General features: G+C 41.4%; 16 protein-coding genes and 10 tRNA genes. 7 read left to right on the plus strand and 19 right to left on the minus strand.

Annotated elements, in window-relative coordinates:
• Positions 1-20 precede the first annotated feature (20 nt).
• The 11 genes from V7077_RS01605 to V7077_RS01655 form a co-directional block, all read right to left on the minus strand.
• Positions 21-94, minus strand: a tRNA-Gly gene (locus V7077_RS01605).
• A 17-nt stretch (positions 95-111) separates the two neighbouring features.
• Positions 112-188 (minus strand) — tRNA-Pro (locus V7077_RS01610).
• Positions 189-194: 6 nt separating this feature from the next.
• Positions 195-271 (minus strand) — tRNA-Arg (locus tag V7077_RS01615).
• Between the two features lie 60 nt (positions 272-331).
• A tRNA-Leu gene (locus tag V7077_RS01620) sits at positions 332-417 on the minus strand.
• A 62-nt stretch (positions 418-479) separates the two neighbouring features.
• Positions 480-564 (minus strand) — tRNA-Leu (locus V7077_RS01625).
• A 14-nt stretch (positions 565-578) separates the two neighbouring features.
• Positions 579-654: transfer RNA gene (locus V7077_RS01630), tRNA-Lys, on the minus strand.
• A 23-nt stretch (positions 655-677) separates the two neighbouring features.
• Positions 678-752: transfer RNA gene (locus V7077_RS01635), tRNA-Gln, on the minus strand.
• Positions 753-811: 59 nt separating this feature from the next.
• Positions 812-883, minus strand: a tRNA-Glu gene (locus V7077_RS01640).
• Between the two features lie 16 nt (positions 884-899).
• Positions 900-990 (minus strand) — tRNA-Ser (locus V7077_RS01645).
• 4 nt (positions 991-994) lie between these two features.
• Positions 995-1,069 (minus strand) — tRNA-Asn (locus V7077_RS01650).
• Positions 1,070-1,189: 120 nt separating this feature from the next.
• On the minus strand, positions 1,190-1,660 hold the full coding sequence (locus V7077_RS01655) for a SprT family protein (protein WP_335498103.1): 471 nt from the start codon (positions 1,658-1,660) through the stop codon (positions 1,190-1,192).
• 100 nt (positions 1,661-1,760) lie between these two features.
• On the opposite strand from V7077_RS01655, the gene cmpA reads away from it, so the two are divergent.
• Positions 1,761-1,874 carry a cortex morphogenetic protein CmpA gene (cmpA, locus tag V7077_RS01660; RefSeq protein WP_007083554.1) on the plus strand — a complete coding sequence of 38 codons (114 nt, stop codon included), beginning with the start codon at positions 1,761-1,763 and terminating at the stop codon, positions 1,872-1,874.
• A gap of 72 nt (positions 1,875-1,946) precedes the next feature.
• Here the strand turns inward: cmpA and V7077_RS01665 are convergent, their stop codons facing one another.
• The 6 genes from V7077_RS01665 to acpS all read right to left on the minus strand — a co-directional run bounded on the left by V7077_RS01665 (position 1,947) and on the right by acpS (position 8,097).
• Positions 1,947-4,118, minus strand: coding sequence for a Tex family protein (locus V7077_RS01665; protein ID WP_335498104.1), 2,172 nt, complete (start codon positions 4,116-4,118; stop codon positions 1,947-1,949).
• A gap of 179 nt (positions 4,119-4,297) precedes the next feature.
• On the minus strand, positions 4,298-4,648 hold the full coding sequence (gene ndoA / locus V7077_RS01670; RefSeq protein ID WP_007083556.1) for a type II toxin-antitoxin system endoribonuclease NdoA: 351 nt from the start codon (positions 4,646-4,648) through the stop codon (positions 4,298-4,300).
• Positions 4,649-4,652: 4 nt separating this feature from the next.
• The gene (locus V7077_RS01675) at positions 4,653-4,934 is read right to left on the minus strand and encodes a CopG family ribbon-helix-helix protein (protein WP_098531723.1); all 282 of its coding nucleotides are present in this window, start codon (positions 4,932-4,934) and stop codon (positions 4,653-4,655) included.
• A 264-nt stretch (positions 4,935-5,198) separates the two neighbouring features.
• Positions 5,199-6,371 carry an alanine racemase gene (alr, locus tag V7077_RS01680; protein WP_335498105.1) on the minus strand — a complete coding sequence of 391 codons (1,173 nt, stop codon included), beginning with the start codon at positions 6,369-6,371 and terminating at the stop codon, positions 5,199-5,201.
• Between the two features lie 159 nt (positions 6,372-6,530).
• Positions 6,531-7,550 (minus strand): LolA family protein, encoded by a 1,020-nt coding sequence (locus V7077_RS01685; RefSeq protein ID WP_335498106.1) that lies wholly within the window; start codon positions 7,548-7,550, stop codon positions 6,531-6,533.
• A gap of 199 nt (positions 7,551-7,749) precedes the next feature.
• Positions 7,750-8,097 (minus strand): holo-ACP synthase, encoded by a 348-nt coding sequence (gene acpS, locus V7077_RS01690; RefSeq protein WP_335498107.1) that lies wholly within the window; start codon positions 8,095-8,097, stop codon positions 7,750-7,752.
• Between the two features lie 251 nt (positions 8,098-8,348).
• Here acpS and V7077_RS01695 point away from each other — a divergent pair, with 251 nt between their 5' ends.
• The gene (locus V7077_RS01695; RefSeq protein WP_335498108.1) at positions 8,349-8,912 is read left to right on the plus strand and encodes a rhomboid family intramembrane serine protease; all 564 of its coding nucleotides are present in this window, start codon (positions 8,349-8,351) and stop codon (positions 8,910-8,912) included.
• A 38-nt stretch (positions 8,913-8,950) separates the two neighbouring features.
• On the opposite strand, the gene V7077_RS01700 is transcribed toward V7077_RS01695, so the two are convergent.
• Together V7077_RS01700 and V7077_RS01705 are read right to left on the minus strand one after the other, a co-directional pair.
• Positions 8,951-10,387: a PH domain-containing protein gene (locus tag V7077_RS01700; protein WP_335498109.1), complete on the minus strand. Its 1,437-nt coding sequence runs from the start codon at positions 10,385-10,387 to the stop codon at positions 8,951-8,953.
• On the minus strand, positions 10,380-10,859 hold the full coding sequence (locus tag V7077_RS01705; protein WP_335498110.1) for a PH domain-containing protein: 480 nt from the start codon (positions 10,857-10,859) through the stop codon (positions 10,380-10,382). The genes V7077_RS01700 and V7077_RS01705 overlap by 8 nt, the downstream gene beginning before the upstream one ends.
• 192 nt (positions 10,860-11,051) lie before the next feature.
• Here V7077_RS01705 and V7077_RS01710 point away from each other — a divergent pair, with 192 nt between their 5' ends.
• Genes V7077_RS01710 through menC form a run of 5 tightly spaced genes read left to right on the plus strand, consistent with a single transcriptional unit; the run spans position 11,052 to position 16,553 of the window.
• Positions 11,052-11,897: a MurR/RpiR family transcriptional regulator gene (locus V7077_RS01710; protein WP_335498111.1), complete on the plus strand. Its 846-nt coding sequence runs from the start codon at positions 11,052-11,054 to the stop codon at positions 11,895-11,897.
• A gap of 18 nt (positions 11,898-11,915) precedes the next feature.
• On the plus strand, positions 11,916-13,058 hold the full coding sequence (locus V7077_RS01715; RefSeq protein WP_335498112.1) for an amidohydrolase: 1,143 nt from the start codon (positions 11,916-11,918) through the stop codon (positions 13,056-13,058).
• A 23-nt stretch (positions 13,059-13,081) separates the two neighbouring features.
• Positions 13,082-14,563, plus strand: a complete 1,482-nt coding sequence (locus V7077_RS01720; protein ID WP_335498113.1) for an amino acid permease — start codon at positions 13,082-13,084, stop codon at positions 14,561-14,563.
• Between the two features lie 25 nt (positions 14,564-14,588).
• Positions 14,589-15,413, plus strand: a complete 825-nt coding sequence (locus tag V7077_RS01725; RefSeq protein ID WP_335498161.1) for a GNAT family N-acetyltransferase — start codon at positions 14,589-14,591, stop codon at positions 15,411-15,413.
• Between the two features lie 27 nt (positions 15,414-15,440).
• Positions 15,441-16,553, plus strand: coding sequence for an o-succinylbenzoate synthase (menC, locus tag V7077_RS01730; protein WP_335498114.1), 1,113 nt, complete (start codon positions 15,441-15,443; stop codon positions 16,551-16,553).
• Positions 16,554-16,801: the final 248 nt, after the last annotated feature.

Consider the following 16,801-nt stretch of genomic DNA (forward strand, 5'->3'; position numbering starts at 1 on the left):
TTAGTTTTCAAAGAACAATCTGGAGCGGGTGATGGGAATCGAACCCACTACATCAGCTTGGAAGGCTGAGGTTTTACCAGTAAACTACACCCGCATAATATAAAATTTGAATGGTCGGGAAGACAGGATTCGAACCTGCGACCCCTTGGTCCCAAACCAAGTGCTCTACCAAGCTGAGCTACTTCCCGTATATATGGCGCGCCCGAAAGGAGTCGAACCCATAACCTTCTGATCCGTAGTCAGACGCTCTATCCAATTGAGCTACGGGCGCATTTGATAATGCAACTTTTAAAGTATATCAAAACCATTAAGGTTTGTCAATAACTTTTTTTGGTGCGGCCGAGAGGACTTGAACCTCCACGGGGTTGCCCCCACTAGGCCCTCAACCTAGCGCGTCTGCCATTCCGCCACGACCGCATTTAATTTAGCGACAGAATCAATCATAACATCTAACTTCATCTGATTCAAGAGGAAATTTATGGTGCGGGTGAAGGGAGTCGAACCCCCACGCCTTGCGGCGCCAGATCCTAAGTCTGGTGCGTCTGCCAATTCCGCCACACCCGCATATGATAATCGAATGGTGAGCCATGAAGGACTCGAACCTTCGACCCTCTGATTAAAAGTCAGATGCTCTACCGACTGAGCTAATGGCTCATTCTAAGATAAAAAATCACAAATGGCTGGGCTAGCTGGATTCGAACCAACGCATGTCGCAGTCAAAGTGCGATGCCTTACCGCTTGGCTATAGCCCAATAAGGTTTTAAAAATTTTAAGAAACAGGAAATGAAACAGATTCACTCCCCGTCCCTGATGACCCCTACGGGACTCGAACCCGTGTTACCTCCGTGAAAGGGAGGTGTCTTAACCGCTTGACCAAGGGGCCGAAATTAATAATGATATGGCGGAGAAGGAGGGATTTGAACCCTCGCGCCGGTCACCCGACCTACACCCTTAGCAGGGGCGCCTCTTCAGCCTCTTGAGTACTTCCCCATAATGGCTCCGCAGGTAGGACTCGAACCTACGACCGATCGGTTAACAGCCGATAGCTCTACCACTGAGCTACTGCGGAATAACAATATTGAACTTCTCAATAAGGCGTTTGCCCTATCGACTCTTTACATTATAATGACCTGCAACAATAAAGTCAACATTATTTTTACATAAAGATTATTGCCTGATTTCCGTAGAATTATAATTGAATTTCTTCAACTTTTGATAATTTTCCTCTACACTTCCCGCACACATACTTAGAAGTGTTAATACTTCTTTTTCTATGATAGGTTGTCTTACAGTTTGTGCATTGATAAATAAGAACTTTCTTTACAGTACGTCTAACACTACTTTCAGGCAGTTGATTGCAGAAACGAGGGGCGCCTACCTTCTTTAATAAGGACTTAAATTCAGGGTCTTTGTGCTGATAGCCTCTACCCTCAAGATGAAGGTGATAATGGCATAACTCATGCTTAATAATCCCAATTAACTCTCTTTCCCCCAGCTGATCTAGATACTTCTTATTAATTTCGATGTGATGTGTCCCTAAAAGATATCTTCCCCCAGTAGATCGTAACCGTGGATTAAACAGCGCTGTATGTTTAAACGGTTTACCAAAGAATTCAAGAGATATCTTTTCTACTAATAATTGTAATTCCCGCTGCTCCATTTTTACAGTTCCCCCACTTTCAAGCGAACATGACAACCTATTATAGCATATATTGTATATACCTTTAATGAATGATGTACTTTTCGGGAGGTTTTACACTATGCCAACTTGGTTGCAAAACCAAATGAAAAGGGCTTTCTATGAGAAGGACCGCTATCAGATTAAGCTGCTGAACCAGTGCTGGTTTTTTTACAGAAAAAAACACTGCTCCTAAAAGCAGTGTTTCCTCTAGTTACGGCGCCTCTAGTCCCCGAGCCTGATCGGAACCAAGGGCGCTTTCCATATCTTAAGATGGCGGCAGCATTGTTAAAGCAACACGGCCCTTTTTCATATCAACAGAGTCCACCCATACCGTTACCACATCACCTACGGAAACAATGTCCAAAGGATGTTTGACAAAACGTTTGCTTAGCTTAGAAATATGAACAAGCCCATCCTGTTTGACACCGATATCAACAAAAGCGCCAAAGTCCACAACATTTCGGACTGTTCCCTGGAGCTCCATTCCCGCTTTTAGGTCTTCTAGTTTTAAGACATCCTTTTTCAGCAGCGGACGAGGTAAGTCATCCCGCGGATCACGTTCTGGCTTGACCAATGCATCAATTATATCCTTTAAGGTTAATTCCCCGATGGATAAATCTTCTGAAACAGATTTTAAATCAAGTCCGCCGAGCGCCGTCTTTAACTCTTCTGAACCTAAGTCATTTGCTGAGAAACCTAGGCTGGTTAACAATTTTTTTACCTCATCATAGTTTTCAGGATGGATTCCAGTCCGATCAAGCGGTTGTTTACCATCAAGAACACGCAAGAAGCCAATGGCCTGCTCGTAGGTTTTTGCCCCTAACCGCGGTACCTTTTTTAGCTGTACTCTACTTGTAAACTTACCTTCCTCCTCACGCTTTTTGACAATATTATTGGCAGCGGTTTTGTTTAACCCCGCCACATATTGAAGCAGCGAAGAAGAAGCCGTATTCACATTCACCCCAACCTGGTTAACTGCCGTTTCTACCACAAAGTGCAGGGATTCGGATAGACGTTTTTGGGAAACATCATGCTGGTATTGGCCAACCCCAACTGATTTTGGATCAATTTTCACCAATTCAGCTAAAGGATCCTGCAGACGGCGTGCAATCGAAACAGCACTTCTTTCTTCCACCTGGAAATTCGGAAACTCTTCTCGGGCAATGTCTGAAGCCGAATATACACTGGCACCCGCCTCGTTTACGATGAGATAAAAGATTTCCTCATTCAGCTCTTTTAAAATATCAGCGACAAACTGTTCTGTCTCCCTTGATGCAGTTCCGTTGCCAATGGCAGCCATCTCTACTTTATATTCACGAAGAATATTTATAAACTTTTCACGCGCTTCTTTTGTTTTCGAAACAGGGGGATGTGGATAAATAACATCAATTTTTAAGACCTTTCCTGTTTCATCAACTACCGCTAATTTACATCCTGTCCGATAGGCTGGATCAACACCGATGACCACTTTGCCCTTTAGTGGCGGCTGCAATAGTAAGTTTCGAAGGTTTTCTGAGAATATATGTATGGCTTGCTCTTCCGCCTTTTCCGTTAACTCCGCACGGATTTCCCGTTCAATTGAAGGCTGAATCAACCTTTTATATCCATCTTCCAGCGCTTCCTGCACAAGCGGAGCAGCTGGCGAATACTGAACCCCCACCCATTTTCTTGATAGATAAGTCATGATCAGTTCTGTATTCATCTTAATCGAAACACGTAAGATGTCTTCTTTTTCACCGCGATTTAAGGCAAGAATCCGGTGGGGAACAATCTTATTGACAGGTTCCTCATATTCATAATACATTTCATAGACATTCTTTTCGTCTTTTTCTGCATCTTTCACAACTGATCCAACTGTACCAGATTTAAATGTTTCTTTACGGATCCATTTACGCCCTTCGGCATCATCAGATACCATTTCTGCGATAATATCCTTCGCACCTGAAATGGCCTCTTCAATCGCAGTGACTTGTTTTTCCTCCGATAGAAACTCTTTTGCTTTTGGCTCGATAGGGTCTTTCGAAAAAGTCATCAGCCACTCCGCAAATGGTTCAAGCCCTTTTTCTTTAGCCACCGTTGCTTTTGTTCTTCTTTTTTGTTTAAATGGCCGATATAAATCTTCTACCTCTTGCAGCTTTTCAGCCTTCGTAATGTCCTTACTTAATTCAGCGGTTAACTTCCCTTGTTCTTCAATAATCCGGAGGACCTCTTCTTTTCTTTGCTCAAGGTTTTGAATGTATTGCCAGCGTTCGAAGATTGTCCGGATTTGCACCTCATCAAGGGCGCCAGTCATTTCTTTTCTATAACGAGCAATAAAAGGAACCGTGTTTCCTTCGTTAAGCAATGAAATAACACTTTTTACTTGTTTAGAGGAGATAGTCAGCTCTGCAGCTATTTTTCCTAAGAGTTGCTCATCTTTTACAACTGTATCGTTCATTGAAATAATCCTCCATCCGTTATTCATTTCATTGTATCAAATTAGAGTAATGGTTTCATTAAAGGCCTCTATTCCTTTCCAAAAAGAAAAGCAAGCTAGGATTAGCTTGCTTGCAGTCAGAAAATTTAAGAGGCAGGTTATGTATGAAAAAACGCTCTTTAAAAGAGCGTACTTTAAAACTAAAATTCGATGAGACCTAAACTTACCTGTAGGGCTTCATCCACTTTCTCCATCATTTCGTCATCGAGATGGGTGATTTTATCGGTTAACCGCTGCTTATCAATTGTACGAATTTGCTCTAGCAGAATGACCGAGTCACGTTCAAATCCGTAGCGCTTCGCATCAATCTCGACATGAGTAGGAAGCTTTGCTTTTTGAATTTGAGCTGTAATCGCTGCAACAATCACTGTGGGACTAAACCGATTCCCGATGTCGTTTTGGATGACAAGTACAGGTCGGACGCCGCCTTGTTCAGAACCAACAACTGGGGATAGGTCCGCAAAATAAACGTCACCACGCTTGACAATCAAAGGATTATCCTCCGCTTACAAGACGTTCAACTGTGTGTTCTGCCTCATATTCCGCCAAAAATGCTTCTGATGCAATTCTAAGATTGATCTTAGCCATTTCCATGTATCCACGTCTCATCGACTCGCGAATTTGTCTCTTTTTCCGTTCGCGTAAATACATTTTGGTTGCTTGGTAAATAAACTCACTGCGGTTCACATTTTCTTGCTTAACGAAACCATCTAACTCAGTTAAAAGATGTTGCGGTAACTTTACTAAGATTTCCGTAGTTGCGCCAGTTTCAGACACAAACATACACCTCCACCATCACTACACACCATTTTTATCTAACCAGAATTTCATTCTGATGCTTAAATTTAACCGCACTTCTGTCTGGCCTTTCAGGGGTTTCCAGCAGCGGGTTTTAAATTTAATATCTGTACCATATTTTATAATAACACTAATCAAGCCCAATTCATAGACTAAATATAATTCTACTGTATTATAAGCCAATCAAAGATGCTTTTATGCACAATTTACCGCAATATCATAAATATGTTTAAATTTCTTTCTTTACGCCTGTGATTTACCAAGAACGTCATTTTTTATATCGACAATTTTACCGCCTTTTTTATAAAGACGGGGAACACGATTGCTAATAATGCAGGGGACCTCATAGTTTATGGTTTCAAGCTTCCCCGCAATTTCATTGATAGAAATGAATTCCTGTCCCTGTCGGCCAATTAGCGTGACGGCCGTACCAACAGGCAATTGAGCAGGAAGACGTACCATACATTGATCCATACAAATTCTCCCGACAATTGGCGAACGCTTTCCGTCCACCAGCACTTCTTGCCCTTGCAGCCTGCGAATCCATCCATCGGCATAACCAATCGGGATTGTGCCAATCCACTCATCACTGCCGCTTTCATAAGTCGCTCCATAGCTGACTTTATCTCCCTTTTTCACCTTCTTCACATGGACAAGCCTTGTTTGCAGTGAAAAGGCCTCCTTCAATGGGAACGGAATTTCCTTTTGCATTTCAAGAGACGGTGTAAGTCCATACATCGTTATTCCAAGCCGGACTGCATTAAAGTAGGCATGAGGAAATCTTATTGCTGCTGCACTATTGCTGGTATGAACATACTTCGGCTGTTTTGTTAATCCCTTTAGTAATTCCTCAAATAGCGCTAATTGCTGCTTAAAGTAACGAGTATCCAGTTCATCTGCTGTGGCAAAATGAGTGAAAATTCCTTCAAAATGAAATCGTTCATCCTTTAAAATAAATTGCTCAACGCTTGATAATTCATCACGGCTTCGAACTCCGATCCTGCCCATTCCCGTATCCACTTTAATGTGCAAGGAAACTCTGTCGCCACTAGCCAAATGTTGTTGCGCTTGCTGGAGCCAATCTTTCTGAAAAACGGTAAGGGAAATATTATACTTGGCTGCTACTTGAACATCTTCAGGACGTGATGCGCCTAATACTAAGATAGGAGCATGAATTCCTTTATGCCTTAACGCCACTGCTTCATCCATAAAAGCTACCGCAAGCAGGCTTGCCCCCGCTGAAAGTGCAGTTTTCGCCACTTGAACATCCCCATGGCCATAAGCATTCGCTTTTACCACTGCCATGATTTCCACTTTTTCTGGTAAGTGTTTTCTTACAGAGGAGACATTTTCAGCGATACAATCCAAGTCAACTTCTGCCCATGTATCTCGATAAAAATAGGCTTGCTCTTCCATCTTTCCACTTCCTAATTAAATTCCAGTTTTTTTACTACAATATGTGATGTTGATCATTATTTTGAGCGGTAATCCCCGCTAATCCATATAAAAGTATCATACTACTTTTTTCGTTAACATACCAAAAAAAACAGGCACAAGGCCTGTTTTGGAAAGATATTACTTTACGGTGTCACCTTGAACAGATTTTGCGATTTCAACCATCTCATCCCTCTTCAGGTTATTCGATGCAATCATATAATCGACGCCGCCTTGTGACCATGAAAGCGAATGATCCGACAACGCCCCAATGGTCGCACCTAAATCAACAATATCCCCGTCCATACGAGTTGGACTAGCAGATACTACCTTTGTGGCTACCTTTTCTTGAACAATTGTAAAGGATTTCTTGCCGTCATAGGTAAGGACAACCCGTTTGCCATCCTCCATTTTGACTGTCTTTTCTTCGATTAACTTGGTTCCTTTTAATTCAACTGTTGGATACTTTACAGAGAATGTTTGATCTTTTTCTTTGCCGCTTGCCATTGCTGGTAAATTTAACTGTGCCCGTGTCATATTCTTTTTCATATCGAAATCGTCCTTGTCAAAATTAGCATTAAATTTGACCTTCGAAAACTCAACGGTTACAAGGGCATTCCGATCCGGGTCCATTACTTTGACGACGGCAGGTGATAAGTCACTTTTATTCAGCTTAATTTCCTGGAATGGAAGCATACTATTGTTTTGATAACGGGTCTTCGTTTCAAAAATATAATAGTTCTTTGTGGAAGAGAACTTAGCTTCTCTATCCGCCACAATATCCTTTATTAAGGATTCATACAAGTACGCTTGACTGCTATTTTGCGGCCAATCACTTTGGAAACGGAAGCTTTTATTCAATGCAGGTGTAAGAACAAAGACACCTTCTTTATTTCTTAGGATCATTTGACTTTGGTCTTTCTCAGCATTTTTTAAATTAACGCGGTAGAATGTAGGATCTTTATGCCAGATTTCAACATTATAAACTTGCGAATCTGAGCCCATTTTCAGCGTCATTTTCGCATTTACTTTATAGCTGGTTAAATCACTCTGCTTACCCTTTAGTTCCTTTACCACATCGTCTTGTGATTTTGATCCACAGGCAGCTAGCACGAACATGACCATCAGCCCTGTAATAAGCAGTAAAAACTTCTTCCTCATTCCTTCAACCCCTTCTTGTCTCATTTTCATATGATTATCAAAGAAGAGAAAGGCAGGAATCAGGCTTATAAACCATAGCTGACCTTGTCTCTCCTATTTCCCTATGAATATATGAGACAACCTTGGGGATTATTCTTGCAAAGAGGCAAGCTGTTAAAAATAAAGCCCCCCATATGGAGAGCCAATCACATCATTTGGTCTATTCTTCTAGTACGACTTGAGCAACGGCGTATTCTTTACTATGCGAGATGGACAAATGCGACTGAACCTCTGGTTTTCGAAAAAACGGTTTTCCAGAGTGATCTGTCTCAATCTCTATATCTAAAAAGGATAGTTCCTTTCCAATTCCAGTACCAAAAGCTTTGGAAAAAGCTTCTTTCGCCGCAAACCTTCCTGCTAAAAACTCCACTTTTCTTGGCTCAGATAAGCCTTCATACGTTTTCTTTTCGTTGACTGTTAAGATCCGCTCGACCAACTTACTTTGCCTGCTGGTCAGTTCACGAATTCGATGCAGCTCAATGATATCGATGCCAATTCCTTTAATCACGGTTTATCATCCTTCTATTTAACTTATTGTCAGCATAATAGTGTACAAGACCCAAAAACGGTTAAAGATGTAATGGAAAGGAGGTTTTAACCATTTTTACCAGAACTGAAAGCTTTCGTGAATTTATCCGCTTATTTCCGATGGTCTCTCTTATTGTAACGATTCACTTAGTATTATATCTTTTAACCATTCTTCCTATCTTCCCAAACAATTGGTTTTTTGAAAATTTTTCAGGAGTCAATCTTTATATTATGGAAGGGGAAGTTTGGAGACTGATTACCCCAACGTTTATGCATAGCGGTTTTTCACATATGCTGTTTAATAGTTTCTCCTTAATCTTATTTGGGCCAGCTTTGGAACGGATGCTGGGGAGCGGCAGGTTTCTATTCATTTACCTTTTCTCAGGTTTAGCTGCAAATGCGGCCACACTAATGTTTGAGCCATTGACCTACACCCACGTTGGTTCCAGCGGAGCTATATTCGGCTTATTTGGCTATTATATCTCCATCATTATCTTTAGAAAGTCTATTCTGTCCAAGCAAAACAGTCAAATTATCCTCATACTATGTGCAGTTAGTTTAATTATGACCTTTGTACAGCCAGATATAAATGTGGTTGCCCATCTGTTTGGATTACTAGGAGGATTTCTTATAGGAGCAATCCCCTCCTTTAATAAGAAAAATCTGTCAGAATCAATCCAGACTACTACTTCCTGGGTCAGCAGCCAAAGGAGAAACGTCTCCTTTCAATCCCCAGTAAAAGTTCTAATCTGGGCTGTGATAATTATCCTAGCCATTCTAGGGTTTTGGAAATAATATAGGCAAAAAGGACATTTAAAGGGAGTAACCCATGATTATTCAAGGCCGCTCCCTATTTGATGCTCCCGTGAATACCATCGATAAATGCTCTGAAGGTCAGCCTGTTCCATGTCGACCACACGGCCTCCTGTATTGGCAGCCCCCGACTTGACAAAGACCTCAAGCGTTCCAAGTTCCTTTTTATCCTGAAAATAACTAACGCCCGCCCTTAAACTTTGTATCTTGTTTTTCCTCATATAAATGGTGGTCCGCTTAAAACTCCGGAATTTCAAGCTAAGCTGTTCCCGGCTTAATCCCCAGCCTGCTGATTTATAGTTTACATATGATCTGATCATTAAAAGCACAAGTAAGACTAGAGAAAGCAATCCCCAGCTCTTAAAAAAAATCAACGATAGTAACACAACCGGGATGGCCACGTACCAGCTGCGAAAAATATACCTCCACATTGCCCGTCTTGGTAATGGCTTAAAAACCTCTGTCAATTCATATTCCGGTAAATAGGGACCAATAATAGCTGGAATATCCTTTACTTTTACGATAGGCAAAAGCATAACATTTGCGCCCTCTATATTGGCAGAGGAACCTCCTGCACTTTCCAAGTATACTGTTCCAAGTCCAAACATTTGTCTAATCAGATTTTCACTAATTCGGATTGCTTGAATTCTATTCAGCGGAATCGTCATTTGCTTTTTTTCCAGAAGGCCTTGTGAAATAACGAAATCCGTTCCTGTCAGAACAACTGTGAAACCAACATATTTAAGCATCGTGATTATTAATGAAATAATCCATAAGAGGAAAAATCCTAAAAACACAATGAACGTTATGAGCATTATATTATGAACAGCCCATGTTTCTACTCCGCCAAATACCCTTTTATAAGGGATTAAGTCATCTAGCTGTGGAAAAATCGCGAAAACAGCTGAAATCACTACCCCCATTCCGCCTGATGTCAAGGAAAGCAAGAGTAACTTCTGTGTAGTAAGTTTAAACATCGGCTTTATCTCCGCTGTCGTTTTAATAGCATCCTGTTTAGCCGCATTGACATGTGCTTGAATTTGCGCAGCTTCCCCTTTTGGTATTGCCGATAGCACGGCTTCTGCCTCATCACCGCCGCCCGCTGTCTCAATCTCCACCTTAGCAAGTCCAAATAATCGCTGCAGCAGCCCTTCTGTTATGTTAATGCTCTGAATCCGTTCGAACGGAATGTATCGTTTCTTACGAAGGAATACACCATATTCAATCCGCAGCTCATCTTCCTCAAATCGATAGGTATACCGCAGCCAGGACAAGATTCCCGTAATGAGGGTAATAAGAACCGCTATCAAGGATAAAATTAGAGAAATGACCAATGATGTTTTGCTATCCCGTCCCCCAGAGATGTTGAGGAAAATCATGGGAAGGATGAGATTTCTTATTCTTTTTCCAGTCGTGACAATGCTGGCAACCAGGTGAAGTCGTTTTGGTTTAGACATCTTCTTCTGCCACCCTTGCTAATTTTGAAATAAACTTTCGCAGTTTTTCTGCTTCCTCTTCTTCTAAAGCAGGGATTTCATGTGCCGTTGCAGCTGTATGTATGAGAACTGAGGCTAATCTATACTTTCTTAAAAGCGGTCCTTGAATAGTATCGACATGCTGAACACGAACCATCGGAACTAGTGTCCGTGTTTTAATAAAGATTCCCTCCTCCAGTTCCACTTCTTCCTCACGTACCTCATATCTCCAGCTCTTCCATCTAAAGAGCGGAGAAATAACTATATTATAGAGAGGAAAAATCACTCCTAAGGTTATTAATATAATGGAAATCCAAAAAGGGGCATTAAAAACATCTAATAATAACAGAATTACTGCCGTTATCATCCAGCCAATCACAGACCTAATCACACCGGATATTCTCCAGACCGTTAATGCCTTCCTTGAAATTCTATTTTGCGGTTTTGCTAACAAATTATAGCCCCCTCCATATTGTTAGGAAAAAACTTTCTTTAGTATCAATATATCCCATATGAATACACAAAAAAATATCAACAAATAATCTTTTAATTTATATTTATTTATGTTAATGTATAAAAATAAAAAGTATTAACTGCAACATTTATAAAAAGCGAAGGATTTCCTTCTTTTGGAAAGGTGGATAAGATGGAACCACTTCCTTTTAAACAATTGGTTAAGAATCGATTTAACAATTTATCGGCAGGACAAAAGAAGGTAGCCAATTACCTGATTGAAAATTTAGAGATAGCTGTCTTTAAAACCGCTTTTCAAATCGGTCAGCAAGCTTCAGTTAGCGAAACCACTGTCATCCGTCTTTCGTATGCGTTAGGTTTTCAAGGGTTTAGCCAAATGCAGGAACATATTCAGCAACAAATGCTAGCGCAGAACCAAATGTCCGCGGCTGCCGATACCTCTCAATCTACCGATAAACATGTTTTTACAAAAGTGATAGAAAACCAGGTTGATATATTAAGAAACCTGCTGGATTCAGCAAACATCCAGGAGATTTGGAAGGCTGTCGAAGCCTTAATCCAGGCAGATCAAATCTTAATAGCGGGCCATCGCATTTCTCATGCGGCCGCCTATTGGTTTTCATACATGTTAAGTACCATCCGCAATCAGGTGAATTTATGTTCAACTTCCGATGGCTTTTTCGAAAAGTTTTGCAATCTGACTAAAGACTCGGTTGTTGTCGTGTTTTCATTTCCGCGTTATTCCAATGAAACGATAAAAATGGCGGAGTGTGCAGTTGAACATGGAATTACCCTGATTTCCATAACTGATCGGCTTCTCTCTCCCGTAGGAAGACTTTCCAATATCGTCTTAACTACTGAGGAAAATGCGGAAACCGGCACAAACTCAATCGCTTCCGTTATTAGTTTATTAGATTTAGTGATTGAAGGAATCCAACAGAAAGACAAGACTCAAATCCTGGCATACCAGCAAAAATTAGAACAGCTTTATACATCGTTTGATGTATTTAATGAATAAGAAAAGATGTTTTACGAGGTGAAAAAATTGAATCCGCTAGACTTTATTGAGCAGCATAAAGACGATTTACTCACAACCTATCAAGAGCTACATTGCCTGGCGGAACCTAGCTGGAAAGAAGAGAAGACCTCCGGCTACATTGCAGAAAAACTGCAAACTGCCGGCTTTCATGTAAAAAAATACTCAGATCATTTCGGTTTAATGGCTGAAATACCTGGTACATCCGATCAAGTCGTCGCACTGCGGGCGGATATGGATGCTCTCGTTCAAGAAGTGAATGGTGTAGTAAGACCTAATCATTCTTGCGGACATGACGCACACAGCACAATGGTCCTCTATTCGGCACTGGCATTGGCCGCAAGTGGACTCAAACCAAAGCAAACCATAAGGTTTATTTTTCAGCCTGCTGAAGAAAAAGGAGAAGGCGCCCTAAAAATGATGGCGGATGGAGTACTAGAAAAAGTCAGTTTGTTGTTTGGCACCCATGTCCGGCCGGTTAGTGAGCTCCCATATCTGAAAGCCTCTCCCGTCATCATCCATGGCTCAGCTGGAACCATTCGGGGAACGATAAAGGGGCGGCAAGCTCATGCAGCCCGCCCAAACGAAGGAATCAATGTGATTGAGACGGCTGCACTTTTGGTCCAAAAGCTGAAAGAAATCAACTTACGAACAGTAGTTCCTTACTCCGTTAAAATGACACAGCTGACGACGGAAAGTGATGCAACCAATGTAATCCCTGAGACGGCACATTTTGCCCTCGATATAAGGGCACAATCCAACGACGTTATGGCCGAACTAGAACAAAGGACTTGCCAGGCCATGGAATTAGCCGCTGAGCATACAGGCGCGGTCATTACATGGGCAATAGAGGAATTGGTTCCCGCTGCTGCGATAAACGAAAAAGCAATGAAATTGGCAGAAAAGGCCATTGCTGAGATTCTCGGCAAAGAAAGGGTCGCCCCGGTTTGTATCTCCCAAGGCGCTGAGGACTTTCATTTTTACACAGCTAAAAATCCCGGTCTTGCGGCTACAATGATTGGTCTTGGCTGTGGGTTGACACCCGGGTTACATCATCCCGAGATGAGATTTAATCTTGATGCACTAATATATGGAACGAAAATATTAACACAAACCCTGTTAACGGCTTTACAAGAAACTTAAAAAACCATTAGGAGAGGTCTAACATGGAAAATACGGCAAGAAAAATAGATACAGCTATTGAACAAAACAAATCACAAGAACCATTAGAAAGAAAGTTAAAAACTAGACACTTATCAATGATTGCCATTGGTGGAACGATTGGTACAGGATTATTTTTAGCAAGCGGTGCAACCATTGCTGATGCCGGTCCTGGCGGAGCACTTACTGCCTATTTAATTGCTGGAATTATGGTCTTTTTTATTATGACAAGCTTAGGAGAAATGTCAGCATTTATTCCCATTACAGGATCGTTCAGTACGTATTCAGACAGATTTGTCGACCCTGCACTAGGATTTGCGGTTGGCTGGAATTACTGGTATAACAATGCCATTATTGTAGCCCTCGAATTATCAGCTTCTTCGCTGATTATGAAATATTGGTTTCCGGATGTTCCCGGTTTCATTTGGAGCGCTATCTTCCTTGTATTGATATTTGGACTGAACATTTTATCTGTAAAAGGATATGGTGAATCGGAATTCTGGTTTGCCATCATAAAAGTGGCTACGATTATTATTTTTATAGTGTTAGGATTATTAATGATTTTTGGAATCATGAAAGGTCATACTGGCGGTTTTGATAACTTTACAAAAGGTGACGCTCCATTTAAAGGCGGTTTCCTTTCCATCTTAAGTGTGTTTATGATTGTAGGTTTCTCGTTCCAAGGAACAGAGCTTGTCGGGGTTGCTGCGGGTGAAAGTGAAAATCCTGAAAAGAACATGCCAAAAGCGATTAAACAAATCTTCTGGAGAATTTTGTTATTCTACGTTTTAGCGATTTTTGTTATCGGGTGTTTAGTCAGCTATAAAGATCCATTATTACTTAGCACAGATGTGAAAGATGTTGCTGTAAGTCCATTTACACTTGTATTTAAAAATGCCGGTCTTGCTTTTGCTGCTGCCCTAATGAACACCGTTATCCTAACAGCAGTCCTATCTGCTGGTAACTCTGCCCTTTATGCTGCATCCCGTGTGTTATGGGTGCTTGCTAAGGAAGGAAAAGCTCCAGCTTTCTTAAAAAGAGTAAGCAAAAAAGGTCTTCCGACTAATGCTTTGTTAGTTTCTACCGTGATTGGTATGCTTTGCTTCTTAACCTCCTTGTTCGGTGATGGAACGGTATATGGCTGGTTATTAAATGCTTCCGGTTTAGCAGGCTTTTTATCATGGTTAGGAATCTCAATTTCACATTACCGTTTCCGCAAGGCATATGTTGCCCAAGGAAGAAGTCTATCAGATTTACCATACGTGGCGAAGTGGTTCCCACTTGGGCCAATCTTAGCTACTGTATTATGTTTAGTGGCTGTCTTCGGACAAAACTATGGAGCCTTCTTTGGTCCAAAAGTTGATTGGTACGGTGCATTAGTTTCCTATATTGGTCTGCCTTTATTCCTACTCGCTTATTTTGGCTATAAGGTTGTGAAAAAGACCAAATTGGTTCCATTGCAAGATGCGGATTTCAGCCGCGAATAGTTTTAATTGGAGGGAAATAACGTTGATGAAAGAAGAGATCAAAATTCGCTCCCTATCTAGCACTGCAGAGTTAGAAGCTGTCCGCAGACTTGAAAGTAAAATTTGGGGTGAGTCTGACTCCATCCCCACACATCAAACCATTACCGCCGTTAAAAACGGCGGTTTAGTGCTTGGTGCCTATAGTGGTGATGAGCTTATTGGGTTTCAATACAGCTTCCCTGGGTTTAACGGCAAGTCTGTCTATCTTTGCTCTCATATACTAGGGACAGATGAATTGTTTCGTAATAAAGGAATTGGTGAAAAACTAAAACTTGCTCAGCGTGATGAGGCATTAAAGCTTGGCTACTCCCTCATTACCTGGACGTATGATCCACTTGAAAGTGTTAATGGATATTTAAATATTGCCAAACTTGGCGGTATTGTCTCTACTTATCTTCCAAACTGCTACGGCGAGATGGAGGATTTGTTAAATAGCGGGCTCCCATCAGACCGCTTTCTTGTGGAATGGCATATTAATGGTGAAAAAAACGCGGATACTATCGGGAATGCTTTCGACCAAGACTTTGTCCTGGCGAACTCGCTTGTTCAGTGGAATGTTAATGATAAAGGACTGCCTGTTGTATTGCCTTTTAGGAATGAGGACTTACATAATAATGCAGTTCAGTTTGTTCCTGTCCCAAAAAACTATCGGTCGATTCGCGATACAGACATCGAGCTTGCAAGAGATTGGCGGATGAGAACGAGGGACGCATTTTCTGGGCTTTTCACCCAAGGTTGGCAGGTCAGCGGTTTTAAAAAAATGAGCAATCCCGAGATTCCGGTGAATTTCTATATTCTCACTAAACAGTAACCCTTAGCGTTAAAGGAGACGTTTGGCATGAAAATTAAGCAAGTCATTTTAAGACATTTAAAACTTGATTTACTCTACCCTTTTACCACTAGCTTTGGAACCGAATATGATAAGGATTTTATTTTGGTAGAAGTCAAAAATGAGGACGGCCTCTCAGGCTGGGCCGAATCGGTAGCAATGTTCGATCCGCTTTATAATGAAGAAACGGTCAAAACCAATTGGCATATCTTAGAGGATTATTTGATCCCGATTGTTTTACGAAATGAAATTCAGCATCCCGATGAACTGGCAGAAAAATGGTTTGCTCACCTGCGCGGCAACAATATGGCGAAAGCAGCAATTGAGGGTGCCGTTTGGGACTTGTATGCGAAAGAGCAAAATTTGCCGCTGGCCCAAGCTCTGGGTGGTAATCGTTCCAAGATTGATGTTGGTGTCAGTATCGGAATTAAAGATTCGATAGAGGAAACGATTGAAACGATTGGCGAACGCCTCACGGAAGGATATAAGCGGGTAAAATTGAAAATCAGGCCAGGCTGGGATGTGGCTTTAATTGACCGGGTTCGTCAGGAATATCCTGATATTCCGCTAATGGCTGATGCCAATTCTGCTTATACACTCGATGATATGGACCGCTTGACTGCATTAGACCATTATCAGTTAATGATGATCGAGCAGCCTTTGGCTCATGATGATATTATTGATCACGCCGACTTACAGGCAAGGCTGAAAACCCCTATTTGTTTAGATGAGAGTATTCATTCTGTTGAGGATGCGCGAAAAGCGCTAAAGCTTGGCAGCTGTAAAATTATTAATATTAAAATTGGACGGGTTGGCGGGTTAACGGAATCGCGTAAGCTTCATGATTTCTGCCAAGCCCATGATATCCCGGTATGGTGCGGCGGCATGCTGGAATCCGGGGTCGGCCGGGCCCATAATATTGCAATCACCTCTCTGCCGAATTTTACTCTTCCCGGTGATACGGCAGCTTCGTCTCTTTATTGGGCTGAGGATATCATTGAGCCTGAGGTAACGGTTGAAAATGGAGAGATTACCCTTCCTACTACTCCTGGAATTGGTTTTTCAACTAGTTTAGAAAAGGTTAATAAGTACACCGTATACAGCCGGACTTATCGTGCTTAAGTTTTGTTTATATGAGATGGCCCTTCGTTTGTTAGGAGGGCTATTTTTTGTTTATTGTTTAGGTGATTGTGGTTCTATCAGACAATATTCCGAGGTGGGACCTCTAAAGTGTCCAATAGAATTGGTCTATTGAACACTATCGGGAACCAAATCAAAAATTTGTCCAATAGCCGAGTTTCTATTGGACAAAAAATTTATGAAATTAGGAGGATTGTCCAATAGCTCGGTTCTATCAGATAAAATTCCGT

It is taken from the genome of Neobacillus vireti (assembly GCF_036962465.1).
GTDB classification, from domain to species: domain Bacteria; phylum Bacillota; class Bacilli; order Bacillales; family Cytobacillaceae; genus Neobacillus; species Neobacillus vireti_B.

Bases quoted from the DNA above. Each gene is read 5' to 3' on its own strand.
- V7077_RS01655 (WP_335498103.1), bottom strand. From the start codon at position 1,660: ATGGAGCAGCGGGAATTACAATTATTAGTAGAAAAGATATCTCTTGAA.
- cmpA (WP_007083554.1), top strand. From the start codon at position 1,761: ATGCCAACTTGGTTGCAAAACCAAATGAAAAGGGCTTTCTATGAGAAG.
- V7077_RS01665 (WP_335498104.1), bottom strand. From the start codon at position 4,118: ATGAACGATACAGTTGTAAAAGATGAGCAACTCTTAGGAAAAATAGCT.
- alr (WP_335498105.1), bottom strand. From the start codon at position 6,371: ATGGAAGAGCAAGCCTATTTTTATCGAGATACATGGGCAGAAGTTGAC.
- V7077_RS01685 (WP_335498106.1), bottom strand. From the start codon at position 7,550: ATGAGGAAGAAGTTTTTACTGCTTATTACAGGGCTGATGGTCATGTTC.
- V7077_RS01695 (WP_335498108.1), top strand. From the start codon at position 8,349: ATGGAAGGGGAAGTTTGGAGACTGATTACCCCAACGTTTATGCATAGC.
- V7077_RS01700 (WP_335498109.1), bottom strand. From the start codon at position 10,387: ATGTCTAAACCAAAACGACTTCACCTGGTTGCCAGCATTGTCACGACT.
- V7077_RS01710 (WP_335498111.1), top strand. From the start codon at position 11,052: ATGGAACCACTTCCTTTTAAACAATTGGTTAAGAATCGATTTAACAAT.
- V7077_RS01720 (WP_335498113.1), top strand. From the start codon at position 13,082: ATGGAAAATACGGCAAGAAAAATAGATACAGCTATTGAACAAAACAAA.
- V7077_RS01725 (WP_335498161.1), top strand. From the start codon at position 14,589: ATGAAAGAAGAGATCAAAATTCGCTCCCTATCTAGCACTGCAGAGTTA.
- menC (WP_335498114.1), top strand. From the start codon at position 15,441: ATGAAAATTAAGCAAGTCATTTTAAGACATTTAAAACTTGATTTACTC.